Source organism: Pseudomonas sp. GL-B-19 (assembly GCF_019956415.1).
Classification (GTDB): domain Bacteria; phylum Pseudomonadota; class Gammaproteobacteria; order Pseudomonadales; family Pseudomonadaceae; genus Aquipseudomonas.
Map to the genome: position 1 here is coordinate 140929 of NZ_JAHBDK010000010.1, position 23122 is coordinate 164050.

Annotated in this window: 24 protein-coding genes and 1 pseudogene; 17 read left to right on the forward strand and 8 right to left on the reverse strand. The window is 59.3% G+C overall.

The window, feature by feature from the left end; all coding sequences use genetic code 11:
* The first annotated feature begins 146 nt into the window (after positions 1-146).
* From KGB06_RS00765 to msrA, 6 genes are all read left to right on the forward strand, one after another.
* On the forward strand, positions 147-476 hold the full coding sequence (locus KGB06_RS00765; RefSeq protein ID WP_007946256.1) for a hypothetical protein: 330 nt from the start codon (positions 147-149) through the stop codon (positions 474-476).
* A 348-nt stretch (positions 477-824) separates the two neighbouring features.
* Positions 825-1244 (forward strand): organic hydroperoxide resistance protein, encoded by a 420-nt coding sequence (locus tag KGB06_RS00770; RefSeq protein WP_223511234.1) that lies wholly within the window; start codon positions 825-827, stop codon positions 1242-1244.
* 499 nt (positions 1245-1743) lie between these two features.
* Complete coding sequence (locus KGB06_RS00775) at positions 1744-2196, forward strand: Ohr family peroxiredoxin (protein ID WP_223511235.1); 453 nt, start codon at positions 1744-1746, stop codon at positions 2194-2196.
* A gap of 106 nt (positions 2197-2302) precedes the next feature.
* A complete protein-coding gene (locus tag KGB06_RS00780; RefSeq protein WP_223511236.1) occupies positions 2303-2755 on the forward strand; it encodes an Ohr family peroxiredoxin in 453 nt (150 codons plus the stop codon).
* A gap of 144 nt (positions 2756-2899) precedes the next feature.
* On the forward strand, positions 2900-3361 hold the full coding sequence (locus KGB06_RS00785; RefSeq protein WP_223511237.1) for a MarR family winged helix-turn-helix transcriptional regulator: 462 nt from the start codon (positions 2900-2902) through the stop codon (positions 3359-3361).
* Between the two features lie 5 nt (positions 3362-3366).
* Positions 3367-3876: a peptide-methionine (S)-S-oxide reductase MsrA gene (gene msrA / locus KGB06_RS00790; RefSeq protein ID WP_223511238.1), complete on the forward strand. Its 510-nt coding sequence runs from the start codon at positions 3367-3369 to the stop codon at positions 3874-3876.
* A 39-nt stretch (positions 3877-3915) separates the two neighbouring features.
* Here msrA and KGB06_RS00795 read toward each other — a convergent pair whose 3' ends face one another.
* Positions 3916-5004, reverse strand: coding sequence for a polyamine ABC transporter substrate-binding protein (locus tag KGB06_RS00795; protein ID WP_223511239.1), 1089 nt, complete (start codon positions 5002-5004; stop codon positions 3916-3918).
* 39 nt (positions 5005-5043) lie between these two features.
* Positions 5044-6345, reverse strand: coding sequence for an NAD(P)/FAD-dependent oxidoreductase (locus KGB06_RS00800; protein ID WP_223511241.1), 1302 nt, complete (start codon positions 6343-6345; stop codon positions 5044-5046).
* 145 nt (positions 6346-6490) lie between these two features.
* Here KGB06_RS00800 and KGB06_RS00805 point away from each other — a divergent pair, with 145 nt between their 5' ends.
* The gene (locus KGB06_RS00805) at positions 6491-7390 is read left to right on the forward strand and encodes a LysR family transcriptional regulator (protein ID WP_223511242.1); all 900 of its coding nucleotides are present in this window, start codon (positions 6491-6493) and stop codon (positions 7388-7390) included.
* Positions 7391-7509: 119 nt separating this feature from the next.
* Here the strand turns inward: KGB06_RS00805 and ptrR are convergent, their stop codons facing one another.
* The gene (ptrR, locus tag KGB06_RS00810; RefSeq protein WP_223511243.1) at positions 7510-8388 is read right to left on the reverse strand and encodes a putrescine utilization regulator PtrR; all 879 of its coding nucleotides are present in this window, start codon (positions 8386-8388) and stop codon (positions 7510-7512) included.
* A gap of 100 nt (positions 8389-8488) precedes the next feature.
* Here ptrR and KGB06_RS00815 point away from each other — a divergent pair, with 100 nt between their 5' ends.
* Complete coding sequence (locus tag KGB06_RS00815) at positions 8489-9880, forward strand: aldehyde dehydrogenase family protein (RefSeq protein ID WP_223511244.1); 1392 nt, start codon at positions 8489-8491, stop codon at positions 9878-9880.
* A 44-nt stretch (positions 9881-9924) separates the two neighbouring features.
* Here KGB06_RS00815 and KGB06_RS00820 read toward each other — a convergent pair whose 3' ends face one another.
* The gene (locus KGB06_RS00820) at positions 9925-10296 is read right to left on the reverse strand and encodes a nuclear transport factor 2 family protein (protein WP_223511245.1); all 372 of its coding nucleotides are present in this window, start codon (positions 10294-10296) and stop codon (positions 9925-9927) included.
* A 137-nt stretch (positions 10297-10433) separates the two neighbouring features.
* Between KGB06_RS00820 and KGB06_RS00825 the strand changes: the two genes are divergently transcribed.
* Complete coding sequence (locus KGB06_RS00825; protein WP_223511246.1) at positions 10434-11105, forward strand: glutathione S-transferase family protein; 672 nt, start codon at positions 10434-10436, stop codon at positions 11103-11105.
* Here the strand turns inward: KGB06_RS00825 and KGB06_RS00830 are convergent.
* Positions 11102-12046 carry an aldo/keto reductase gene (locus KGB06_RS00830; protein ID WP_223511247.1) on the reverse strand — a complete coding sequence of 315 codons (945 nt, stop codon included), beginning with the start codon at positions 12044-12046 and terminating at the stop codon, positions 11102-11104. The two genes, KGB06_RS00825 and KGB06_RS00830, sit on opposite strands and share 4 nt — an antisense overlap.
* A 99-nt stretch (positions 12047-12145) precedes the next feature.
* On the opposite strand from KGB06_RS00830, the gene KGB06_RS00835 reads away from it, so the two are divergent.
* The 4 genes from KGB06_RS00835 to KGB06_RS00850 all read left to right on the forward strand — a co-directional run bounded on the left by KGB06_RS00835 (position 12146) and on the right by KGB06_RS00850 (position 15360).
* Complete coding sequence (locus KGB06_RS00835) at positions 12146-12934, forward strand: alpha/beta hydrolase (protein WP_223511248.1); 789 nt, start codon at positions 12146-12148, stop codon at positions 12932-12934.
* A 113-nt stretch (positions 12935-13047) separates the two neighbouring features.
* Positions 13048-13947, forward strand: a complete 900-nt coding sequence (locus tag KGB06_RS00840; RefSeq protein ID WP_223511250.1) for a bestrophin family protein — start codon at positions 13048-13050, stop codon at positions 13945-13947.
* 131 nt (positions 13948-14078) lie between these two features.
* Positions 14079-14708 carry a hypothetical protein gene (locus KGB06_RS00845; RefSeq protein ID WP_223511252.1) on the forward strand — a complete coding sequence of 210 codons (630 nt, stop codon included), beginning with the start codon at positions 14079-14081 and terminating at the stop codon, positions 14706-14708.
* Between the two features lie 19 nt (positions 14709-14727).
* Complete coding sequence (locus tag KGB06_RS00850) at positions 14728-15360, forward strand: helix-turn-helix transcriptional regulator (RefSeq protein WP_223511253.1); 633 nt, start codon at positions 14728-14730, stop codon at positions 15358-15360.
* Between the two features lie 50 nt (positions 15361-15410).
* On the opposite strand, the gene KGB06_RS00855 is transcribed toward KGB06_RS00850, so the two are convergent.
* Positions 15411-16796, reverse strand: a complete 1386-nt coding sequence (locus tag KGB06_RS00855) for an MFS transporter (RefSeq protein WP_223511255.1) — start codon at positions 16794-16796, stop codon at positions 15411-15413.
* Positions 16797-16925: 129 nt separating this feature from the next.
* Here KGB06_RS00855 and KGB06_RS00860 point away from each other — a divergent pair, with 129 nt between their 5' ends.
* The 3 genes from KGB06_RS00860 to KGB06_RS00870 all read left to right on the forward strand — a co-directional run bounded on the left by KGB06_RS00860 (position 16926) and on the right by KGB06_RS00870 (position 20182).
* Entirely contained in the window at positions 16926-17822 is an 897-nt protein-coding gene (locus KGB06_RS00860; RefSeq protein ID WP_223511256.1) for a LysR family transcriptional regulator, read from the forward strand.
* A 66-nt stretch (positions 17823-17888) separates the two neighbouring features.
* A complete protein-coding gene (ilvD, locus tag KGB06_RS00865) occupies positions 17889-19571 on the forward strand; it encodes a dihydroxy-acid dehydratase (protein ID WP_223511257.1) in 1683 nt (560 codons plus the stop codon).
* Positions 19572-19741: 170 nt separating this feature from the next.
* Positions 19742-20182: a hypothetical protein gene (locus KGB06_RS00870; protein ID WP_223511258.1), complete on the forward strand. Its 441-nt coding sequence runs from the start codon at positions 19742-19744 to the stop codon at positions 20180-20182.
* Between the two features lie 76 nt (positions 20183-20258).
* Here KGB06_RS00870 and KGB06_RS30030 read toward each other — a convergent pair whose 3' ends face one another.
* Together KGB06_RS30030 and KGB06_RS30035 are read right to left on the reverse strand one after the other, a co-directional pair.
* Positions 20259-21122, reverse strand: a complete 864-nt coding sequence (locus KGB06_RS30030) for a methyl-accepting chemotaxis protein (RefSeq protein ID WP_411741825.1) — start codon at positions 21120-21122, stop codon at positions 20259-20261.
* Positions 21117-21893 (reverse strand): annotated as a pseudogene (locus KGB06_RS30035) (MCP four helix bundle domain-containing protein); the annotation flags it as partial. The pseudogene KGB06_RS30035 and the gene KGB06_RS30030, both read right to left, overlap by 6 nt.
* A gap of 198 nt (positions 21894-22091) precedes the next feature.
* On the opposite strand from KGB06_RS30035, the gene KGB06_RS00880 reads away from it, so the two are divergent.
* Complete coding sequence (locus KGB06_RS00880; RefSeq protein ID WP_223511260.1) at positions 22092-22952, forward strand: CAP domain-containing protein; 861 nt, start codon at positions 22092-22094, stop codon at positions 22950-22952.
* Positions 22953-23122 lie beyond the last annotated feature (170 nt).

Genomic DNA, 23122 nt, shown 5'->3' on the forward strand with positions numbered 1-23122 from the left:
ACTACATGCAACAGACGCGGGACCCCGTTGAATTCGACGGCCGACCGCTGACGTCCTGGTTTCGGTGCCAGGGATCAACTAACCGATGGGCTACTTGTATTAGCGACTCAACTTAAAAAAATTACCAAATGGTCAAGGGGCATATTATGAATCTGAACAATCAACCTACTATCGATGAACTGGCTCGTATGTTCGCGGCGCAAAAAGACAGCCTCGACAGCCACATTCTGTGGATCAGCAAATCGGGCCAGGTTCATATCGACTGCCTGTCGCCTCACGCTCATGAAGCGGAGTTCGACCAGAACAACCAGAACCTGCTCGCCCGACTGAAGATGTACCGTCGCGGCCAGGGCTATGTCGGCAAGAAAGCCGCAGCCGACAAGGACTTCATCGGTAATGTTCTGCAAACGCTGAAACAGGCGTGGGCATCGTTGCAGAACCAGAACGAAGTTCGGGTGATTGATCGGTTCTACTAATAAGGTGAAGTCAAACCTGACTCACTCATAAAAAGCGCTTCACGGATTACCGGGAAAGACGTTCTTGATCTTCATGAAAAAGAACTCGCTTTCCCGGTAATCGTTTGTTTGCTTGATTGATTTCGTTCCACGTCATCAATCACTTCCCCCGCTCGCTATCAGATGCGCTGCGACGCGCAGATTTGTATCGAACTGTATGTTCGGCGCGGATCTTACACAGCGTTACACAACGGCCGGTTCAAGACACACACGCACGACATGAGGGTGCAAAAGTGGGCTTCGTCGCAAGGGCTTCCCAGAACCCTGCGACTTGAATGATGAAGCCCCTACCCTTAGCAGGAACCTGCCATGATCAATCAAAACGATACTGTGCTGTACACCGGGAAAACCCACACCACCGGCGGCCGTGACGGTCAGTCGAAAAGTTCGGACGGACGTCTGGACATCAAGCTGTCCCCACCCGGCTCGTCTGGCAGCGGCACCAATCCGGAACAGCTGCTGGCGGCAGGTTGGTCGGCCTGTTTTATCGGCGCAATGGGCAAAGCGGCGGTTGCGTTGAAGGTGACTCTGCCGAGCGACGTTGCCGTGGAAACCGAAATCGATCTGGGCAAGACCGACAACGCTTTTTTCCTCCAGGCACGCCTCAATGTCAGCCTTCCGGGCCTCGATCCGGCGGTCGCCCGGGCCGTCGTGGACGCCGCCCACCAAACCTGCCCGTATTCCAAGGCGACCCGCGGCAACATCGATGTCGAGATCAATCTGGTTTGATCCGCCCCTGTGACAGCCTGTCTTTTGAGGCAGGCTGTACCGATAGTATTTTTCCGTCCTGCGGCGCTTTTAAAAGGATGGAATCGGTCTAAAAAGCGCGCTTTACACCGCGCATGCTTTGCTATTCTCAAGGTGTAGGTGAAGACGCAGACTGATGCGCAAGCGGATAGCAAGGAGACGTGGGGCACGTCCCGAAGGGTACACGGTTAGAAAGATCTCCGCGCTGAGATCCAGCCCTTACGCCGTGTGAAGCAGAAGTACATAACACTGTTCTGTCAGAGTCCTGATAAACCTTGTAAGCCAGAAACCAGCACTGGCCACCTACTCGAAATCCGAAGCCCGCGTAAAGCGGGCTTTTTCGTTTTTGACCACTCGTCGCGAAGGCGCCCTGCTCCCCCTTGACACCGAAAGGGGTCTGCGGGAATATTAATCCATCGCATGCGATACAAACGTATGCGATATAGAAATCAAACCTACTGCAACGTTGAGGATTCATCCCATGAGCAAGATCGAAAAAGTCCTGGCCTCCGGCAAGACCCACACCAAAATGAGCGCCGCTGGCGTCACGTCGCGCGGCCATAACGGCACCGTCGACATTCAGCTCTCTTCACCCGGCAGCGCAGCCCCTGTGCATGTGTTCGAAGCCACTCAGCCACACCCTAAAGCCGAGCAGTTGTTCGCCGGTGCCTGGTCGGCCTGCTACATCGCCGCCGTCGGCCTCGCCGCCAAGCAAATGAACGTCGAACTGCCCTCTGATGTGGCGGTGGACATCGAAGTCGACCTGGGCCAGACCGGCGAGGCCTACTTCCTTCAGGCTCGACTGACGCTGCGCGCACCTGGCCTGTCGCACGAGGTCGCGACGAAACTGGCACACGACGCTGATCAGATCTGCCCGTACTCGAAAGCAACGCGCGGTAACATCGACGTGGCCATTAACGTCCTCACGGCTTGAAGAACCGTGTAACCGAGCCAGTCATTGGCTTCTAAAAACCCCATATATATCGCATGCGATATAAACGCATGCGAAACACAAATCACCAAGCTCTTAGGGAATCATCATGAGCAAGATTGAAAAAGTCCTGGCCACCGGCAAAACCCACACCACCGCCAGCAGCACCGGCCACACTTCGCGCGGCCATAACGGCAGCCTTGATATCGCGCTCTCGTCGCCCGGCAACACCACGCCTTCGCATGTGTTCGCCGCGACCCAGCCGCACCCGACTGCCGAGCAACTCTTCGCCGGTGCCTGGTCGGCCTGCTACACCGCCGCCGTCGGGCTGGTGGCCAATGACATGAACGTGGTGCTGCCGGCGGATTTGTCCGTCGACATCGAAGTCGATGTCGGTCAGACCGGTCAGGATTACTTCCTCCAGGCGCGATTGACGCTGCGCGTGCCAGGCCTGGCGGACGACATCGCGAGAACGCTGGCCCACACCGCTGACCAAATCTGCCCGTACTCGAAAGCAACTCGAGGCAACATCGACGTGGACTTGAACGTGCTCACGGCGTGATGTCCGGCGCGGCGGGTTCGAGCTGTTCGACGAGCCCGCCACCTGCCGCTGATCAACTTTGGATTTATCGCTCTTACGACACCATCGCACACGAGGTATATTTCAGCCCTGCGCGACAGCAGTCTTTGACGAATGAGGTGACAGATGAAACCCACCGACCCAGCGGCACCCGCGAGCCACAAGCTCTCTGACTTTCTGTGTTTTGCGGTCTATTCCACCAACCTCGCCTTCGGCAAGGCGTACAAGCCGATCCTCGAAAAGCTCGGCCTGACCTACACGCAATACATCACCATCGTGGCGTTGTGGGAGGAAGATAATCAGACCGTCGGCAGCCTGGGCGAAAAGCTGTTTCTTGAGTCGAATACGCTCACGCCGATCCTGAAAAAGCTCGAAGCAATGGGCTACCTGCAACGCCAGCGCGATCCCGAGGACGAGCGTCAGGTGCGCATCAACCTGACCAAAGAAGGCAAAGCCTTGCGCGAAGGTCGCCCAGAAACGGGCCTCGCCGGCGCAACGGGCCTGACGGCGGACGAGTTCACGCAGATGCAGAAAGCAATCGTAAAACTGCGAAACAACCTGATCAAATCAATGAATACTGAGGAGTGAAAGCTATGACCACGCAAACCGAAACCGCGATCCTGGCCGGTGGCTGCTTCTGGGGCATGCAGGATTTGATCAGACAAATCCCCGGCGTGCTGTCTACCCGGGTCGGTTACTCGGGCGGAGACGTGCCCAACGCCACTTACCGCAACCATGGCACCCATGCGGAAGCCATCGAGATCATCTTCAATCCGGCGGTGATCAGTTATCGCCAGATCCTGGAGTTCTTCTTCCAGATTCACGACCCTTCGACCGCCAATCGTCAGGGCAACGACATTGGCGCCAGCTACCGCTCGGCGATCTTCTATCTCAACGAAGAACAGCGCGACGTAGCCGAGGACACTGCGGCGGACGTCGATGCGTCCGGTCTGTGGCCTGGCAAGGTGGTGACGGAAATCGTTCCCGCCGGCCCGTTCTGGCAGGCAGAGCCGGAGCATCAGGACTACCTCGAAAAAGTGCCCAATGGCTATACCTGCCATTTCGTCCGGCCGAACTGGAAACTGCCGAAACGCGCGCTCTGAAGTAATGCCTTGGGTCCCGGCAACGGGACCCAACGTTCATCAGGTATTGGTCTTCAACTTGGTCCACAACCGGGTACTCAACCGCGCAATGGCCGCGGGCAGTTCCTCTACGGTGAACAACTTATCCAGCACACTTTTTGGCGGGTAGATCGCCAGGTCCTGCTTCACGGCGGGCACCACGTACTCATCCGCGGCACTGTTGGGATTGGCGTAATGAATGCTGTTGCTGATGTTGGCAATCACTTGCGGCTTCAGCAGGTAGTTCATGTAGGTGTAGCCATTCTTCTCGTGGGGTGCGCTCTTGGGCAGGACCACCATGTCGAACCACAGCGTCGAGCCTTCGTCAGGAATCGAATAGGCGATGTTGATGCCGTTGTTGGCTTCCTTGGCGCTGGCAGCGGCCTGCACCACATCGCCGTTGAAACCGATCACCGCACAGACATTGCCATTCGCCAGGTCGCTGATGTACTTGGAGGCATGAAAGTACTGCACGTAGGGCCTGATTTTCAGCAAGGCCTGCTCGGCTTTCTTGTAATCCGCCGGGTCGTGACTGTGAGGCGGCAGACCGAGGTAATTGAGGGTGATCGGCAGGATCTGTGTCGGGTTATCGATAATCGCCACCCCGCATTCACTCAACTTCTTGATGTTGTTTTCATCAAAAAACAGGTTCCAGGAACGGGTGACGTCGGTGTTGCCGAAGATCGCTTTGATTTTCTCGACGTTGTAGCCAATACCCGCGGTGCCCCACATATACGGATAGCCGTACTGGTTGCCGGGGTCATTGACCTCGAGTTTTTTCATCAATGCAGGGTCAAGGTTCTTCCAGTTTGGCAGCTGACTTTTGTCGAGTTTCTGAATCGCCCCGGCCTTGATCAGTCGGGACAGGAAATGGTTCGACGGGCTGACCACGTCATAACCGGTGTTACCGGTCATCAACTTGGATTCCAGTACTTCGTTGCTGTCGTGAATATCGTAAGTGGCCTTGATCCCGGTTTCCTTGGTGAAGTTGACCAGGGTGTCGTCGGCGATGTAGCCGTTCCAGTTGGAAATATTGACCTGTTCGTCGGCATACGTGGCTGCCGAAAACGTCGTGAGCAGGACCATCAAGGGCATAGTGTTAACGCGCATGTTCAATCACCTTTTTGTTCTTTTGTGATAAGCGGATTTCTAGATTTCTGACTTTGCCCGGATGGCCTCTACGCGCATCCGCAGCATGGCACCGATGTCGAGCAAGGGGCGCGGCGGCAGCCAGCCGGGTTGGGCCCTGCGCATCACCGAATCGAGCATCGGCGAGTCAACGCCCGACGCCAGTTCGGCGAGCAACCGCCCCCACAGGGTGCCGCGCGCCACGCCGGAACCATTGCAGCCGGCCACGGCAAATACGCCCTCTTGCACCTGTGAAAAATACGGTTGCCCGGAGCGCGAGGCGCTCAGGTGTCCGGTCCAGGTGTATTGGATGTCTTGCTCGCCCAGCCAGGGGAAACGTCGTTGCAAGCCGAGCACATGGTGTTGGCGGCGGATCGACAGCTCACTGGCAGACAAATCCCGCGAACGGTATTCCGCCGTGTTGCGGATCATCACCCGACGATCCGGGGTCAGCCGCACTGTGGCGCCCAGGGGACGGGTGGACAAAACGCCCCAAGGTTCGACGTTGCCCATCTCGCGAAACTCGGCGTCACTCAACGGCCGCGTGAGGCTGGCGCTGAGTTCCATGGCAAACGTGCCGCTGTCCTGGATGCCTGCACGAGGCACAAAGGCGTTCAGGCAGACCAACACCCGTTTCGCCTCGATGCTGCCCTCGACACCGTTGGCCCGCAGACCTCCTTTACCCAGACGCTCGAGGCCGGTGATGTCGGTGTTTTCGTAAACCGTGACCGTCTGGGGCACCGCATCGAGCAAGCCTTTCACGTACTTCGCCGGTTGCAGCAGCGCGTTGCCATTGCCGCACCAGATTGCCGCGCGGTAATGCCGGGTGCCGAGTTTTTGAGCCAGTTGTTCACCTTCCAGAAACTGCGCAGAAGCCCCGAGTGCCCGCAGCGTTTGCAGCTTGGCCTCGACGTGGGTCAATTTGCCCGGATCGCTGACGGCGAAGAAATAGCCGGAGTCTTTGAAGTCGCACTCAATGCCGTGACGCGCAATCATCGTGCGGACTTCCGCGCTGGCGGTGCGTGAAATCGTGGTATCGACGTCAAATTCGGCGAACCCGGCGCTGCCGATCAACTCATCGTTGCCTGGGTGTTCGTGGGCCACTACAAAGCCGGAATTGCGCGCGGAGGCGCCTTGCGCCGCACGCTGGCGGTCGACCACCACGATGCGCGCCTGAGGGTGCAATTGTGCGAGGGCATGGGCGGCACTCAGGCCGGTGATGCCGGCACCGATCACCAGCCAATCGGCTTTTTGCGAACCGCTCAGACGATCACGCGCCGGTACACTCTCGGTTTGCGCGATCCAGCCACATTCATTTTTCATGCATCACCTGCCTTGACTGTCGTTCCGGCCTTCGCATGCAGCAATCGCATAGACGATGATTGATGGTGGCCGTCAGGGCTAGAATCTATTAGGTCTTCGGTGATACAACCAACGTTATAAAATCATTGAGCCATTCTGAAAACGCATGGATAAAATTCGCCACGTACCTAATCTCCAAGCCTTGCAAGCCTTGGTGGAAGTCGCTGAAGCCGGCAGCTTCACGCAAGCGGCGCAAACGCTGTGCCTGACCCAAAGCGCCGTCAGCCGACAAATCCAGCAATTGGAAAGCCACTTTGGCGTGCCGATGTTTGTGCGCAGCAGTCGCAGCCTTCGCCTGACGCCGGAGGGTGAGTTGGTGCTGGGCAGTGCGCGCACTATCCTTGAGCAATTGAAAACCCTCGAAGATCGACTGTCCCCGCAAAAACGCCCCTTCCGCATACGCATGCATGTGTCGCTGGCGGTTCGCTGGTTGTTGCCGAAGCTGAGCGACTTCTATCGTCATCATCCGGACATTTCCCTGTCGATCGAGACCGTGGCCACCGAGATTGTCGAGCCGGCCAGCGACAGTGACGCTTACATCCTCTATCTGCCTGAGCCGTCCAATGATCCCGCCTGCCTGACCCTGTTCGAGGAAGCGCTGATTCCGGTGTGCGCCCCCGGTCTCGGCAGTCCGACCCGCCCACTGGTCTCGGTGGAGGACCTGAGCGGCTTCGCGCTGCTGCATCGTTCGGCGGACAAGCAGGCGTGGATCGACTGGCTGGCAGCCAATGGTGGCCAGTCGCTGGAGGACTACCGCCACATCCCCTTCAACCTCGATGAGTTGGCGCTGGATGCCGCCGCGCGTGGTCTGGGTGTGGCAATGACGGACATGACCCTGGCTGAGGAGTCGATCGAGCGTGGTGTGCTCATCGTCCCGTTTGGTCATCCCTTGAAGACCCGAGGATGCTATTCGCTATGCCTGCAACCCTCGGCCGCGACACATCCGGCGTGCGCGCTGATCATGCAATGGTTTGCCGGCCAGGCCGAGGGGGTGGCGACCCCATGACCAACACGGTCCCCTGTAGGAGCTGGCTTGCCAGCGAAGACGGCGGCACATCCAGCATCGATGTGACTGACCCACCGCTTTCGCTGGCAAGCCAGCTCCTACAGGGTTATGGGGTGAACTCAGGGTTGTGGTTGCACCACGCCTCGCTCTTCCAGCAAGCGCACAAACATGGTCAGGCTCTGGGACACCGTGCCTCGGCGCCACACCAGCCAGGTGCGCAAATAACGGAAAGACTCCGATAACGGCCAGATACTCACCGTGGTGCACCCCGGCATGCTTTCCAGCATGCTGCGCGGCATCAACGCCAGGCCGGCACCGGCGCTGACGCAGGCCAGCATGCCGTGATAGGACTCCATTTCGAAGATCTTGCCAGGCACCGCGGCGTCCTTGGTAAACCAGCTCTCGAAGTGGTGCCGGTACGAGCAATTGGAGCGGAAGGCGTAGATGTTTTCGCCGTTCACATCCTGCGCGCGATGGATCGGCGAATGGTTGAGCGGTGCGATCAGCACCATCTCTTCCTCAAACGCCGGCACGCCTTCCAGTGCCGGGTGCAGCACCGGTCCGTCTACAAATGCGGCGGCCAGGCGGCCAGACAACACGCCGTCGATCATGGTCCCCGAAGGGCCGGTGGACAGGTCCAGTTCAACCTTGGCGTGTTTCTGGTTGTAGGCTGCCAGCAGCTCGGGAATACGCACCGCCGCCGTACTTTCCAGTGAACCCAAGGGAAACGCGCCTTGCGGCTCTTCCCCTGCCACGGTGGCGCGGGCTTCCTGAACCAGGTCGAGAATGCGCCGGGCATAGTCGAGAAAACTCCAGCCGGCTGGCGACAAACGCAGGCGGCTTTTCTCGCGGATAAACAGGTCCACGCCCAGATCCAGTTCCAGCTGCTTGATCCGCGTCGTCAGGTTGGAGGGCACCCGGTGGATATGCTGCGCGGCGACGCTGATGCTGCCGTGCTCGGCAACCGCCTTGAAAATTTCCAGCTGAACCAGATCCAAATCATTCTCCAAACGTGAACGTTATGCTCAGTATTATTCAGTTTCCAGAAAATTAACACCACCATAACCTGATCGCATTCCCACCCAGCAGGACGGTGCCATGACCAGCGTTTCCAGCCTTACCCATGCGATTTCGATCAACCCGGCCACCGGCGAGCAGATAGGCCATTACCCTTTCGAGTCCGAATCGGCTCTGCAAGCCGCCCTGTCGCGGGCCGCTGGCGGGTTTCGCGTCTGGCGCAAAACAGCCGTCGAGCAACGCTCGCAGTTGCTGACCGCCCTCGCTCGGGCACTGCGCGACAGTGCCGACAAAATGGCCAACATGATCACCCTGGAAATGGGCAAGCCGATCACCCAGGCCCGCGGCGAAATCGAAAAGTGTGCGCAGCTCTGCGAGTGGTACGCCGAACACGGCCCGGCCATGCTCAACGCCGAACCGACGCTGGTTGAAGGCGGTAAGGCGCGCATTGAATACCGCCCGCTCGGACCTATTCTGGCGGTGATGCCGTGGAACTTCCCGATCTGGCAAGTGCTGCGCGGTGCTGTTCCAGCGTTGATCGCTGGCAATACCTACGTGCTCAAACATGCGCCCAACGTGATGGGCAGTGCTTATCTACTGCTGGAAGCCTTCAAGAATGCCGATTTCCCTCAAGGTGTTTTTGAAGTGCTGAACGTCACGCCGGAGGGCGTTTCCACGGCGATTGCCGACCCTCGTATCGCGGCAGTGACCCTCACTGGCAGCGTGCGCGCCGGCATGGCCATCGGCGCTCAGGCCGGTGCGGCGTTGAAGAAATGCGTGCTGGAACTGGGCGGTTCCGATCCCTTTATCGTGCTCAACGATGCCGACCTCGATGAAGCGGTCAAAGCCGCCGTCATCGGCCGCTACCAGAACACCGGGCAAGTCTGCGCGGCGGCCAAGCGCTTGATCGTCGAGCAAGGCATTGTCGAGGAATTCACGCGCAAGTTCGTCGAAGCCACGGGCAAACTGGTGGTCGGTGATCCACTGGCCGCCGGCACGTACATCGGCCCGATGGCCCGTTTTGACCTGCGTGACGAACTGGATCAACAAGTGCGTGACACCCTTGAGGAAGGCGCAACGTTGTTGATGGGTGGCAAGAAGGCTGAAGGCCCCGGTAACTACTATGAGCCGACCGTGTTCGCTGATGTCACCGATCAGATGACGTCGTTCAAACAAGAATTGTTTGGCCCGGTCGCGTCGATCATCACGGCGCGGGACGCTGCGCACGCACTGGAACTGGCGAATGACAGTGAGTTCGGCTTGGCTGCAACCATTTTTACCGGCAATGTCGCGCTCGCCCAACAGATGGCCGGCGAACTGGAAACCGGTGGTGTGTTCATCAATGGCTACAGTGCTTCCGACCCGCGCGTGACCTTCGGCGGTGTGAAGAAAAGCGGTTTCGGCCGCGAGCTGTCGCACTTCGGGGTTCGCGAGCTCTGCAATGCGCAGACCGTGTGGCTGGACCGCCGCTAAGCGAAAAACCCTGCCTGGGAGTCGTTGGTTCCCAGGCAGCAGTTTTATTCGTGTAGGTAATACAGCTTGTTAACGATCATCCAGCGCTCGTTGATTTTCAGTAACGACAAATAATCCGTGAACCGCATGCCAATGTAGTCATCCATCACTTTGACGGCGGCGGCATCCCCCGTGATATCGACACTGATCGTTTCCCAGAACGGTTTGACCTCTTTGGGCGCCGGCCCTTCGGCCTTGATAGCGCTGATAAAGTCATCCAGCGACGACCATTCCAGCTCGCCATGGTAGTGGCCAATGATGTGACAAGCGGGATGAAACGCATGCCGCAGCAGCACTTCGTCGGCGAACACCATCCCTTCTACGTAATTGCGAATGACAACGCTGATGTGCTCCCTGTCCAGCGATTGAGCAGTCATGACATACCTCCAGCTTTCTCGTCCTCACACCACCGGTGAGGGCTGATCGGTCTAACCTGAAAAGTCTAGCACCGCCATCTGACCCTCGCGGACGGTGACTATGCTGATGGAGGCCACTTCCCCGCAGGAGCTGAAAAATGTCACTGACGCTTTATTACCATCCGCTGTCGTCGTACTGCCACAAAGTGCTGATCGCGCTCTATGAACACGCGGTCGACTTCGAAAAACGGATCATTGATCTGGGCAATGCAGCAGAGAAAGCAGAATTGCAGGCGCTATGGCCGATCGGCAAATTCCCGGTCATTCGCGATCACACCGGTCAGTTCGACGTGGCGGAGTCCACGATCATCATTGAATACCTGGATCGCTATTTTGCCGGGCAAAAACTGTTGATTCCGGGCGATTGGGACACTGCGTTGGAGGTCCGTCTGTGGGACCGGATCTGCGACAACTATCTTCAGACCCCACTGCAACAAATTGTCCTGGATCGCATCATCGGTGCGAACGGCAATCTAACCCAGCAACGCTCCACGCTACAGACCGTCTACGGCATGCTCGACCGCCAACTGGCGAACGGCACCTGGCTGGCCAGCGCGGATTTCAGCCTGGCCGATTGCGCAGCGGCCCCGGCACTTTTCTATGCCAGTACGCTTGAGCGGATTCCTGATGAATACGGCCACTTGAGCGCCTATTTCGACAGGCTGATGAACAGGCCATCCGTGCAGCGGGTGATCGACGAAGCCCAGCCTTACTTCCCGCTTTACCCGTTTGCGCAAGACATCCCGCAACGGTTTTACCCGCGCGCCTAACGCACGATATCGATCAATTGCTCACGCTGCGCGCCCGTGAGCATTGGCCCGAAACCGGCGCCGGCATTGTCCGCCATGTAACGCGGGTTGCCGGTGCCGGGGATCACGCAAGTCACCGCAGAATGGGACAACAGGAACTTCAAGGCCAGTTGCGCCCAACTGGTGACCCCCACTTGCGCGGCCCATCCCGGCAGTGGCTTGCCCTTCAATCGTTCGAGCAAACCACCGCCACCGAAGGGCCGGTTGCAGATCACTGCCACGCCACGTTCGCGGCACAGCGGCAGGATGCGTTTCTCGACACCGCGATCGTCCAGGGCATAGTTGATCTGCAAAAAATCCAACCGTTCGGCCTTGAGCAGCGCTTCCACTTCGTCGTACGCCGATGCCGTGTAATGAGTGATGCCGATGTAGCGAATGCGCCCTTGTTCCTTCCAATGGCGCAACGTCGGCAAATGGGTTTGCCAGTCCAGCAGGTTGTGGATCTGCATCAGGTCGATGCGATCGGTTTGCAGCAAGCGAAAGGACTGCTCCATCTGCGCGATGCCCTCCTCGCGGCCGCTGGTCCACACCTTGGTGGCGAGAAAGGCCGGCGAGCGCGGCTCATGGATCGACAGCAACTCACCGGTGGTCTGTTCGGCGCGGCCATACATGGGCGAGCTGTCGATAACGGTCCCGCCCTTTTTGAACAAGGCGCTGAGTACCTCTGGCAATTGTTTGTAGGCGGGGCTGGAAGGCTCGACATCAAAACCGCGATACGTGCCCAACCCGACGATGGGCAATGGCTCGTTGCTGGAGGGAATGGCGCGAGTCAGCATGGTCTTGCCTCCTGTTTCCGTCGACGGCGCAGAGGTTGCCAACGCCCGATCGAAGGTGAAAACCGCCGAAGCACCGGCAGCCAGCGTGAGTAGTTGTCGACGCGTGTATCCGTCAGTGTGGCTCATCGTATCTGCCTGTGTGGCCCAAACCGGCGTGCCCCGCTACCGTTGAACTAAGCTCTGGCACTGATTACGTGTTAGCGGACCTCAACTCCAGAGCGGTCAATGTCGCCCACTAAAGTTAGTCGAATGTTCAGAACCCTGGCGTTTTCCATCGTCATCATTGCCGCGTTGTACCTAGCGCTATGTGCGGCGTTGTTCGTGTTTCAGCGCGCCTTGATCTACTTCCCGCAACCCAGTGCCATCGCAACACCCGCTTCGCTGCTGACGCTGACTGTCGAGGACGCGCAGGTGCAGGTTTCAGTCAGGCCGCATGACGGCCCGAACGCGCTGATCTACTTTGGTGGTAATGCCGAGGATGTCTCTCGCAACCTGGCCGATTTTTCCCAGGCGTTTCCCGAGCATGCGCTGTACTTGATGCACTACCGAGGGTACGGCGGCAGTACCGGCTCGCCGTCCGAAGAGGCGATTGCGCACGATGCCCTGACCTTGTTTGACACGGTCTACAACCGCCATCCGAATATTGCAGTGGTCGGTCGCAGCCTGGGCTCGGGCGTTGCCGTGCGCCTGGCCAGCCAACGCCCCGCCTCGCGGCTGATCCTGATCACGCCTTACAACAGCCTGGAAAGCCTCGCCAAACAGCGCTTCCCGTTGTTTCCGGTGAAGTGGCTGCTACAGGATCGGTACGAATCGTGGCGATACGCGGCACACATCACAGTGCCGACGTTGTTGATCGCCGCCGGGCATGACGATGTCATACCGCGTTCGAGTACGCAGCAGCTCTACACCCATTTCGCCCCCGGCGTAGCCACGCTGAAGGTGATACCGGACGCGGGTCATAACTCCCTTTCCGACAGCCCTGAATACCTCAAATTACTGGGCGACGGATTATGATCACGAGGCCCTTCATAGACGGCATCGATCATACGGTAACGGAGAGTGATTGGACTCCACACCTGCTTGCTCTTAGCCTGCGCGCGACGCGAAATACCTGAAGGCAGAACTCCATGATCGTCAGACCCAAACCGAACTTCATCAATATCCTCAGCGCGATCAAGGGCTCGATTGCCAAACGGATTGCCTTGCGCAGCCTGATGGTCATGCTGCTGGCTTCGGTTATTGTGCTCATCGAAACAATGCACCCCAGCTACTTTTCCAAAGTCAGCGCAACGCCGTTTACGTTGCTGGGGTTGTCGCTGTCGATCTTCATGAGTTTTCGCAACAACGCCTGCTACGACCGCTGGTACGAAGGCCGCAAAGCCTGGGGCGACGTGATGGTTGCGATTCGTTCGATGATTCGCGAAACCGCGATCATCAAGGACGCCGACACGCGAAACGCCATCTTGAGTGACTTGTGCGGATTCGCCCATGCGCTGAAAGCCAAGCTGCGCCAGGAAAACGAACGGGCAGCGAGTGGCCGCTGGCTCGACCCGATCCCCAATGACAACGCGCCTGACTTCAGCGGGAGCATTTTGTTGCAGGTCGGGCAGCAGTGTTCGGCGCTCAGCGAGTCGGGGGTGATCAACGAATGGCGTTACACGATCATGGCCAATCATCTGGCCCACCTGACCCAGGCACAGGCCGCCTGCGAACGGATCAAACACACGCCGCTGCCGTTTGCCTACACGTTGTTGCTGCACCGCACCAGTTACCTTTTCTGCTTCTTGCTGCCCTTCGCCATGGCCGAACCCCTGGGCTGGATGACACCGATCTTCACCGCGATTGTCAGCTACACCTTTTTTGGCCTGGATGCGATTGGCGATGATCTGGAGGACCCTTTTGGTCGCGACGAAAACGATCTGCCGCTCGATGCGATCGTGCGCACCATCGAGCGGGAGATCTTGACCGCGATGGGAGAAACGCAGCTACCTCCAGTGCTGGCGCCGGTGGACTTTGTGTTGAGGTGATTTCACATCTGCTGCGCTGGTACATCGATGGCGTGACCGTTGATCCGCAAGTTTTACTTCTGCCTAATAAAAACATATTTTGATGCTTTAATTGATATTGTCGAACAATCCCACGAACAGAGGGTGCCGTGATGAATATCAAAACCTTGGCTTTATTGTTGTTGGCTCTGTGCGCTCAACCCGTCTGGAGCCAGACTCCCCCCGCCACACCACCCGCCGCCGACAGCGCGGCCCTCACCACTCGCCTCGCGTTGCGCGACCTGTGGGTCGAGCATATTTTCTGGATCAGAGACTACGTGATTGCCAACCAGGCGGGCGACAAGGCACAAGCCAAAATCGCTGCTGAGCAGGTCGTCGACAACGCCACCAAAATCGCCAACAGCATCGCCCCGCTTTACGGCCAGCCTGCCGCCGATCAGCTGCTCAAACTGCTGGCCGGTCACTGGGCCGCGGTGAAACACTACAGCGACGCCACCGTCGCCAAAGATGCGAAAGGCAAGCAGGCCGCCGTTGCCGAATTGACCAGCAATGCCAAGGCCATCGCGGCTTTCCTGGCCAAAGCCAACCCCAACTTGCCTGAAAGCACATTGGTCACAATGCTGTCAGCCCACGGCGGACACCATGTCAGTCAGATCGATCAAATCGCCGCGCATGACTATGCCGGCGAAGCCAGCACCTGGCACATGATGCGCGTTCATATACAGGCGTTGGCCGACGCACTGACGGCGGCACTGGTCAAACAGTTCCCGGACAAATTCTGAAACCGAGCGAGGACACGTCATGCTTGAAGGACTGGGCCGCACCCAGCAGGACTTGCTCAATGCGCTGCTGCACCATGCGAACGGCATGAGCATTGACGAGCTGGCGGAGCAATTGGCCGTCACCCGCACCGCGATTCGCCAGCACTTGGCGGCGCTGGAGGGTGCCGGCCTGGTCCTGCGCGGGGACACGCGCCCGACAGGTCGGCGTCCGGAGCAGCTGTATCGTCTCACCGAGCATGCGAAGGAGCTGTTTCCGCGCCAGTATCAACTGCTGGCCAGCGTCCTGATCGACGAAGTGGCCGACATCATCGGCCCCGAGGCGCTCGCGTCGCTGATGCGCAGCATGGGCCGCAAACTGGCGCTGGACCGTGAGCAACAGGTGGTGGACGAAGCCAAAATCGTGCAGCACATGAATCAGGCCGGGTACGAAGCCGAGGTGATCTTTCGCTCCTCGGGCGACAAGGAAATCGTCGCGCACAACTGCGTGTTCCACCGCCTCGCTGCCGCTCATCCGGTGGTGTGCGAGCTGGACCTGGCCTTGATTGGTGCATTGGGCGGTGGTGAGGTCGACCATACGGAATGCATGGTCCGGGGCGGCAATGTCTGCCGGTTCAAACTGCGGCCGATTGAGCATAAGGATGACGAAGGCTGACTCACCGCATAGTCCCCTGTAGGAGCTGGCTTGCCCGCGAAAGCGGCATGTCAGTCAACATTTATATCGACTGATCCACCGCTTTCGCTGGCAAGCCAGCTCCTACAAGGGATGGCGGCGGGCTGGCGTTTTTGGGCACGTAACGCGATGGCCAACGCCAGGACGATCAACCCTGCCGCAACCAAAAACGTGACCCGCATGCCATTGCCGGCAAACACCGCGCCCATCGCCGAGGCGCCGGTGATCAGCCCCAGATTGCGCGACAGGCTGAGCAATCCGGCGATCACACCCCGCTGATCCGCGCTGACGCCCGTCATGATCAAGGTGTTGTTGGCCGCCTGAAACAACGCATAACTGGCGGTGATCACCGCGATGGGCGCGATATAGCCGGGAATGCCGAAACCCGCCGGCATGATCGACAACGCCCCAGCGCCGAGCGCCATGGTGGAGAGCCCGAACACAGTCATGCGCTGCGCGCCAAAACGGTCCACCAGCCGACCGGCTGGAACGCCGGCCAGCGCCGCCACCAGCGGTCCGACTGACAAGATCAGCCCGACCAGCGCCGCGTTCAGCCCCAGCGTACCCGAGAGATAGAACGGCCCGACCACCAGCGTTGCCATCATCACCGTCGACACCAACGCGCTCATCGCCAGGCTTGCACTCAGTCCACGTTCACGCAATAGCGCCAACCTGATCAAGGGCGATCTGGACGTCGCCTCTATAAACAGGAAAGTCCCGGCGCCGACACCCGCGACCAGCAACAACCCCCAATGACCCAAAGTCATGGCCAACGCATACGTACCGAGCGTCAGCGCCAACAGCAGCATCCCCGGAAAATCGAATCCACCCCGCCGAGCCACTGGCCGATCCGCCGGTAAGCAACGATACGCGAGCACAAAGTTCAGAACGCCCAACGGCACGTTGACCAGAAAAATCGCCTGCCAACCAAAACCGGACATCAACACACCGCCCAGGGATGGACCGAGCGTGGTGCCCATCGCCGACATCGTTCCAAGCAAGCCCATGGCGCTGCCGGTCTGCGCCTTCGGCACCGTGTCCCCGACAAACGCCACAGTCAGCGCCAACATGATCGCCGCGCCGAGGCCTTGCACGGCGCGGGCCGCGACCAGCCAGCCCAAGGAAGGCGCGAGCCCACAGGCGAGTGAGGCCAGGGTGAAAATGACGATGCCGCTCAACAACAAGCGTTTGCGACCGACCAGGTCACCAAGTCGTCCGACGCTGACGATCAACGTCGTGATCGCCAGCAGATAAGCCAGGACGATCCACTGCACGTCTTCAAACGCTGCGCCAAAGGCCTGAACCAATGTCGGCAATCCGGCATTGGCAATGCTGGTATCGAGGGAAGGCATCAACATCGACAGTGAAAGGCTGGCGAGCGCCCAACGGACCGGGGCGGATGGCGTAAGGGTTTTCATGGAGGTGGCCGCTTCTGCAAGGTTGGCTTTCAGCGTATTCCCACGGCGGACAGGGCGGAAGACGCACCATTTGCACTTGATACATGCACACAACGCCATGTCACCGTACAGTCGTGCTAACGTTCAGCCATGACCACACCCGATCTGAACTTGCTGATTACCCTCGATGCCCTGCTCGCCGAAGGCAGCGTGGCGCGCGCCGCCCAGCGCTTGCGCCTGAGCCCGTCGGCGATGAGCCGGGCGCTGGCGCGTTTGCGTGAAACCACCGGCGACCCGTTGCTGGTGCGCGCCGGCCGTGGGCTGGTGCCAACCCCACGAGCGCTTGAATTGCGCGAGCAAGTGAGCCAATTGGTCCAGCACGCCGAAGCGGTGTTGCGCCCGGCCGAGCAACTCGACCTCCAGCACTTGGTTCGCACCTTCACCCTGCGCACCAGCGACGGCTTCGTCGAAAACTTCGGCCCGGCGCTCATTGCTCGCCTCAGCGCGGAAGCGCCCGGCGTGCGCCTGAAGTTCGTGCAGAAACTCAACAAGGACAGCGCACTGCTGCGTGACGGAACGGTCGATCTGGAAACCGGCGTGGTGGGCGACACCACCAGCCCCGAAGTGCGCACCCGCGCGTTGTTTCAGGATCGTTTTATCGGTGTGGTGCGCGCTGGACACGGGTTGAGCGACGGCGAGATCACAGCCGCCCGTTACGCCGCTGGCCGACACATCCTGGTCTCGCGACGCGGGCGGGACAGCGGGCCGATGGATGACGCCTTGAAAGCATTGGGACTGGAGCGAGACATCGTCACCATCGTTGGCGGTTTTTCTGCCGCACTGGCACTGGCCCGCGCCTCGGACCTGATCGCGACCGTGCCTGAGCGACATACTCAAAACCTGCGCGCCGGACTCCACAGTTTTCTACTGCCGATCCCGACGCCACCAATCACGATCTCCATGCTCTGGCACCCGCGCATGGATGCGGACTCGGCGCATCGGTGGTTACGCGAATGTGTTCGCGAGGTGTGTGCATCGGCAAACTGATTTTTGCGGCACCCGGGTCTAGACTTCAATCCTTGCCGATACGGTCTGCTGATGTGAGCAAAAGTCATGAGCGACAAAGACGATCTGCGCAAATACTCCTCTCAAGTCATCGACGGCGTAGAAGCCGCGCCCGCACGCGCCATGCTGCGCGCCGTGGGTTTCACCGATGCAGACTTCAAGAAGCCGCAGATCGGCATCGCGTCCACCTGGGCCATGGTCACGCCGTGCAACATGCACATCGACAAGCTCGCCCTTGAGGCCGAAAAAGGCGCCAACGCGGCCGGCGCCAAAGGCGTCATTTTCAACACCATCACCATTTCCGACGGCATCGCCAACGGCACCGAAGGCATGAAGTATTCGCTGGTGTCGCGCGAGGTGATCGCCGATTCGATTGAGGTGGTGGTCGGTTGCGAGGGCTTTGACGGCCTGGTGACCGTGGGCGGTTGTGACAAGAACATGCCGGGCTGCCTGATCGGGATGGCGCGGCTCAATCGCCCGTCGATCTTTGTGTACGGCGGCACCATTCGCCCGGGCGCAGGCCACACCGACATCATTTCCGTGTTCGAGGCCGTGGGGCAGCATGCGCGGGGGGATATCAGCGAAATCCAGGTCAAACAGATCGAAGAAGTGGCGATTCCCGGCCCCGGCTCCTGCGGCGGGATGTACACGGCCAACACCATGGCCTCAGCCATTGAAGCGTTGGGCATGAGCCTGCCCGGTTCCAGTTCTCAGGACGCGGTTGGCAGCGATAAGGCGTCAGACAGTTTCCGCGCCGGTCAGCAGGTCATGGAATTGCTCAAGCTGGATCTCAAGCCGCGCGACATCATGACCCGCAAAGCCTTTGAAAACGCAATTCGCGTGGTCATCGCCCTCGCCGGCTCGACCAACGCGGTGCTGCACTTGCTGGCCATGGCGAATGCCGTGGATGTCGACTTGACGCTGGACGACTTCGTCGAGCTGGGCAAGGTGTCGCCTGTCGTCGCCGACCTGCGCCCCAGCGGCAAATACATGATGAGCGAACTGGTGGCCATTGGCGGCATCCAGCCGCTGATGAAACGCATGCTCGACGCCGGCATGTTGCATGGTGACGTGCTGACGGTCACCGGCAAGACCCTGGCTGAAAACCTGAAAGACGTACCCGATTACCCCGAAGGCCAGGACGTGATCCTGCCCTTCGACAAGCCGATCAAAAAGGACTCACATCTGGTGGTGCTGCACGGCAACCTCTCACCCACTGGCGCGGTGGCCAAAATCACGGGCAAGGAAGGCCTGCGTTTTGAAGGCACGGCCCGGGTTTATCACGGTGAAGAAGGTGCGCTAGCCGGGATTCTCAATGGCGAGGTCAAGGCTGGCGACGTCATCGTGATCCGCTATGAAGGGCCCAAGGGTGGACCGGGCATGCGCGAAATGCTCTCGCCGACGTCGGCAGTCATGGGCAAGGGGTTGGGTAAAGATGTCGCGTTGATCACTGACGGTCGATTCTCCGGCGGCTCGCACGGTTTTGTTGTGGGGCATATAACGCCGGAAGCCTTTGAAGGCGGGCCGATTGCGTTGATTGAAGACGGCGACAAAATCACCATCGACGCCGAAACCCGGCAGATTACAGTGGATGTTTCCGATGCAGTGTTGGCCGAGCGTAAGAGCCGTTGGGTGCGGCCGGAATCCAAATACAAGCGAGGGGTGTTGGCGAAGTATGCGAAGACCGTGTCGAGTGCTTCGGAAGGGGCTGTGACGGATAAATACCTCTAAGACATCAGCTCTAAGACATCAGAGGCAACCCGTAAGACCGTTCGAGTACCGTGGTACATATCCAATCGCTATTAGACCGACTATCCGAAGAAAGCCTGGGTTTGTATAGACGACTAAAATTTACAGGGGGAATCACTTCAACGCGCCTTTGTAAGGCAGGAGGTTCTACGATGAAAATCGTATCTTCGCTGGCGTTGATGGTAGCGGCAGGATGCATCTCCGTGGCTGTAGCAACCCCGAAGCAGATCGACGCCGTTCCCTTGAACGCAACTACTTACAATGCCGGGCATATCGCTCAGGCCGTTCTAACCCCCTTGAACAGTAATGAAACGGAGCTCTCATTGTTCGTGGGTGGTGTACCCGATGGCACTTTGGTTCCGGCGCACTTGTATACCTATGTCTACTCGGGAAGCTGTGCCAAGCATGAGCCGAAACCGGCCTATTCACTCAACAGAGTCATTACTAACAACTTCAACGAAACAGAAGGAATCCATCTCCAGAAGACTGTGCCTCTGCCTTATGACACGCTGCGTTCCGGCCATTACTCGCTGGTGGTGCGCGATAGCCCGGCCGATGGCAATCACGATATTTTCTGCGGTGAACTTATCTAAAAACCTCTCCCCCGCTTCCACGCAACAGCGTGGGAGCGGGAAGGCGTGCGGGCCAGATGCCTGCCGTTGAAATCCGTCAGAGCCGAAACCGATCCACCGACTGCGACAGCTTGCCTGCCAGACTCGACAGCTCATCGGTCGTCGACGCGGTCCGCCCGATCACCTTGCTGTTGCCTTCCGACATCCCGGCAATCATGTCCACCTGATGGGCGATTTCGTTACTGGCCAGGCTTTGCTCGCCGATGGTGCGAGTAATGTCGTTGACCAGTTGCGTGGTGTTGAGCGTCGCGTCGAGGATTTGACGAATCGCGCGCTCGACGTCGGCGGTCACGGCCATGCCTTTGTCGACCTGCGCCACGCCGGCTTCCATGCTGGTCACCGCCTCGCGGGTGCTTTGCTGGATACGCGCGACCATGCTGGCAATTTCCTGGGTGGAGGCGCTGGTGCGGCCAGCGAGGCTGCGCACTTCATCGGCGACCACGGCAAAGCCACGGCCCTGCTCGCCGGCACGGGCGGCTTCGATGGCGGCGTTCAACGCGAGCAGGTTGGTCTGATCGGCGATGCCCTTGATCACCTGAATGATGTTGAAAATCCCTTCGGACTCCTTGTCCAGCGTACGGATCACCTGAGCCGACTGCTGCGCGGAACGGGCAATACCGTCCATGTCCTGGACGACCTGATGGATCACCCGGCCGCCATCCTTGGCCAGTGACTCGGCTTGATTGGCCATGTCCAGGGCACGTTCAGCGTGGCGGGTGATTTCCTCGATGCTCGCGGTCATTTCACTGGCGGCAGCGGCCATGGTGCTGGCGGCGGCGCTTTGCTGCTGGCTGCTGTCGGCGACCTGATGGCAACCGCTGCTCAATTGATCGCTCATGCCGCTCACCCCGTGAGCGTTGCTGCGCACCACCTCGATCATGCCGCGCAAGTCGCGCTGCATGGTCGCCAGGCTGCGGATCAATGCGCTGGCTTCGTCTTTTTGCGTCGGTTCGGCAATCGGTTCGCTCAAATTGCCATGGGCGATGCTTTGGGCAATCCGGCTGGCGGTCTGCAATGGCCCGATGATGCTCAGCATCACCCAGCGTCCCTGAACGAGCAGCAACACCAGGCTGGCGACCAGCACGATGCCGAGGGTGAATTTGGCGCTCTGGATGGCTTGCGCAGTGCCTTGGCTGGTCTGCTGCGTGTTGGTTTCGATCAACTCGCTGAGGGCCGCCATCTGGTCTTCCAGTTGGCTGAACACGGTATTGAAGGCGCCCAACTCTTTCTGCGCCGCTTCGGGATTTTCCAGCCCCAGGCCGACGATGCGCTCGGCCGCGCTGATGTAGGTGTCGAGGCTCGGTTTGACCTTGTTCAGTGCAACATTGAGGGTGTCGTTGACCGGCAGCTTGAGGTTTTCGCCCAGCACTTCGCGAAAATGCTTGGCATGTTCCTCGATGGAACTGTGCACCTCGGCTTTGCTGCTAGTGCTTTTGCCCAGGCCCACCAATATCGCCGACAGCACGTCGGCGCGCAGGGCGTCATGCATCATGTCGGCTTCGAGGTGATTGCGCAGCGCGGTCATGCTGACCTCGTTTTCATTCGCTGCTTCAGCCATCTGCGTATTTCCCACGTAACTGACCAGGCTCACGATGAGCGCGGTGAGCACACTGGTGCCAATCAACAAGAGTAAACGGAGTTTTATCGACACGGTGAAGCCCTCTGTTGCCACGTCGGCGTTATGAAAACGCTATCGACCGCGGCCGCCACATGTTTAACGCCGGACCGGGACTTTTAGCAATTTGCGACATGCGGTAGGCAAAGCCGCTCTTTTTGCCCCTCGCCCTCCTGAACCTAGTGTGCAAACCCCAGTCTTACTCCCGCCGTGAATTCCCATTACCACCCTCCTCTTATCAGAGCTGTCCGCCTCATGCACCCGACCGTCCTCGCCTTGCGCTGCGCCTCGCTGTGTTTCTTGCCTGTACTTGCTCTATCCGCCGCCCCCGCTCATGCCAATGGCGAACGTCAACTGGTAGCGGCGATCAACGACTATCGTGCCCACCCGCAACGTTGCGACAGACGCCCGGCCCAGCGTCTGGCACCGCTGGCGCTGAACTCCAGCCTGGCGCTGCCGATCGGCTATGGCGGCGGTTTGCGCGAACGGCTGAAAGATTCCGGCTATTCAGCGGTGGCGGTACGCAGCATTCGGGTGGTCGGCGCACAGGATGCCGATGAAGCCTTCGATATGCTGCAGGACGATTACTGCGGGGCGCTGCTGGACGGCCAGTACGCCGACATTGGCGTCAGTCGCTCCAGGACCGAATGGCAAGTGGTGCTGGCGCGGCCAGTGCTCGACAGTCAGATCGGCGATTCGCGAGCGGTCAGCAAAGCATTGTTGGCTCAGGTCAACGCAGCACGCTCCAAACCACGGATGTGTGGCGGCCAGCGCTTCGCCGCCGCTCGACCACTTGGCTGGAACCCCGCTCTCGGCGCCGCCGCACAAGGGCACAGCAAGGCCATGGCCTACGGCAATTACTTCGCACACCAGGACCCCGACGGTGATATGCCAGCGGATCGAGCGAGGGCTGCAGGCTTTCGCGGAAGGCAGATCGGCGAAAACATCGCCGCCGGCCAGAGTTCACCGAGCAAGGCCATGGCGGGATGGCTGGCCAGCCCCGGACATTGTGCGAACCTGATGAACCCGATGTTTACTCAAGTCGGCGCAGGTTATGCGGCGCAAGCACGCAGTGATAAAGGCGTGTATTGGACGATGGTGTTCGGGGCGCAATGACCGTGGTCATGCCTAATGCCGATCAGTTAAGCAATTTATGCGGCAACGCAATTTTTGTAGCAGCTGGCGAAGCCTGCGTTCGGCTGCGCAGCAGTCGCGAAATCAGACGATGCAGTGTTTCAGGAAGACCGCAAACTCAGGTTTTACGACTGCTGCGCAGCCGAACGCAG

Excerpts from the sequence above, each read along its gene's own strand:
- KGB06_RS30030 (WP_411741825.1), bottom strand. The coding sequence starts at position 21,122 with ATGCAGCGCGACTTGCGCGGCATGATCGAGGTGGTGCGCAGCAACGCT.
- KGB06_RS00830 (WP_223511247.1), bottom strand. The coding sequence starts at position 12,046 with ATGAGCCACACTGACGGATACACGCGTCGACAACTACTCACGCTGGCT.
- KGB06_RS00835 (WP_223511248.1), top strand. The coding sequence starts at position 12,146 with ATGTCGCCCACTAAAGTTAGTCGAATGTTCAGAACCCTGGCGTTTTCC.
- KGB06_RS00770 (WP_223511234.1), top strand. The coding sequence starts at position 825 with ATGATCAATCAAAACGATACTGTGCTGTACACCGGGAAAACCCACACC.
- KGB06_RS00880 (WP_223511260.1), top strand. The coding sequence starts at position 22,092 with ATGCACCCGACCGTCCTCGCCTTGCGCTGCGCCTCGCTGTGTTTCTTG.
- KGB06_RS00775 (WP_223511235.1), top strand. The coding sequence starts at position 1,744 with ATGAGCAAGATCGAAAAAGTCCTGGCCTCCGGCAAGACCCACACCAAA.
- KGB06_RS00795 (WP_223511239.1), bottom strand. The coding sequence starts at position 5,004 with ATGCGCGTTAACACTATGCCCTTGATGGTCCTGCTCACGACGTTTTCG.
- KGB06_RS00815 (WP_223511244.1), top strand. The coding sequence starts at position 8,489 with ATGACCAGCGTTTCCAGCCTTACCCATGCGATTTCGATCAACCCGGCC.
- KGB06_RS00825 (WP_223511246.1), top strand. The coding sequence starts at position 10,434 with ATGTCACTGACGCTTTATTACCATCCGCTGTCGTCGTACTGCCACAAA.
- KGB06_RS00870 (WP_223511258.1), top strand. The coding sequence starts at position 19,742 with ATGAAAATCGTATCTTCGCTGGCGTTGATGGTAGCGGCAGGATGCATC.
- KGB06_RS00785 (WP_223511237.1), top strand. The coding sequence starts at position 2,900 with ATGAAACCCACCGACCCAGCGGCACCCGCGAGCCACAAGCTCTCTGAC.
- msrA (WP_223511238.1), top strand. The coding sequence starts at position 3,367 with ATGACCACGCAAACCGAAACCGCGATCCTGGCCGGTGGCTGCTTCTGG.
- KGB06_RS00820 (WP_223511245.1), bottom strand. The coding sequence starts at position 10,296 with ATGACTGCTCAATCGCTGGACAGGGAGCACATCAGCGTTGTCATTCGC.
- ilvD (WP_223511257.1), top strand. The coding sequence starts at position 17,889 with ATGAGCGACAAAGACGATCTGCGCAAATACTCCTCTCAAGTCATCGAC.
- KGB06_RS00855 (WP_223511255.1), bottom strand. The coding sequence starts at position 16,796 with ATGAAAACCCTTACGCCATCCGCCCCGGTCCGTTGGGCGCTCGCCAGC.
- KGB06_RS00800 (WP_223511241.1), bottom strand. The coding sequence starts at position 6,345 with ATGAAAAATGAATGTGGCTGGATCGCGCAAACCGAGAGTGTACCGGCG.
- KGB06_RS00860 (WP_223511256.1), top strand. The coding sequence starts at position 16,926 with ATGACCACACCCGATCTGAACTTGCTGATTACCCTCGATGCCCTGCTC.
- KGB06_RS00850 (WP_223511253.1), top strand. The coding sequence starts at position 14,728 with ATGCTTGAAGGACTGGGCCGCACCCAGCAGGACTTGCTCAATGCGCTG.
- KGB06_RS00805 (WP_223511242.1), top strand. The coding sequence starts at position 6,491 with ATGGATAAAATTCGCCACGTACCTAATCTCCAAGCCTTGCAAGCCTTG.
- KGB06_RS00765 (WP_007946256.1), top strand. The coding sequence starts at position 147 with ATGAATCTGAACAATCAACCTACTATCGATGAACTGGCTCGTATGTTC.
- KGB06_RS00840 (WP_223511250.1), top strand. The coding sequence starts at position 13,048 with ATGATCGTCAGACCCAAACCGAACTTCATCAATATCCTCAGCGCGATC.
- KGB06_RS00845 (WP_223511252.1), top strand. The coding sequence starts at position 14,079 with ATGAATATCAAAACCTTGGCTTTATTGTTGTTGGCTCTGTGCGCTCAA.
- KGB06_RS00780 (WP_223511236.1), top strand. The coding sequence starts at position 2,303 with ATGAGCAAGATTGAAAAAGTCCTGGCCACCGGCAAAACCCACACCACC.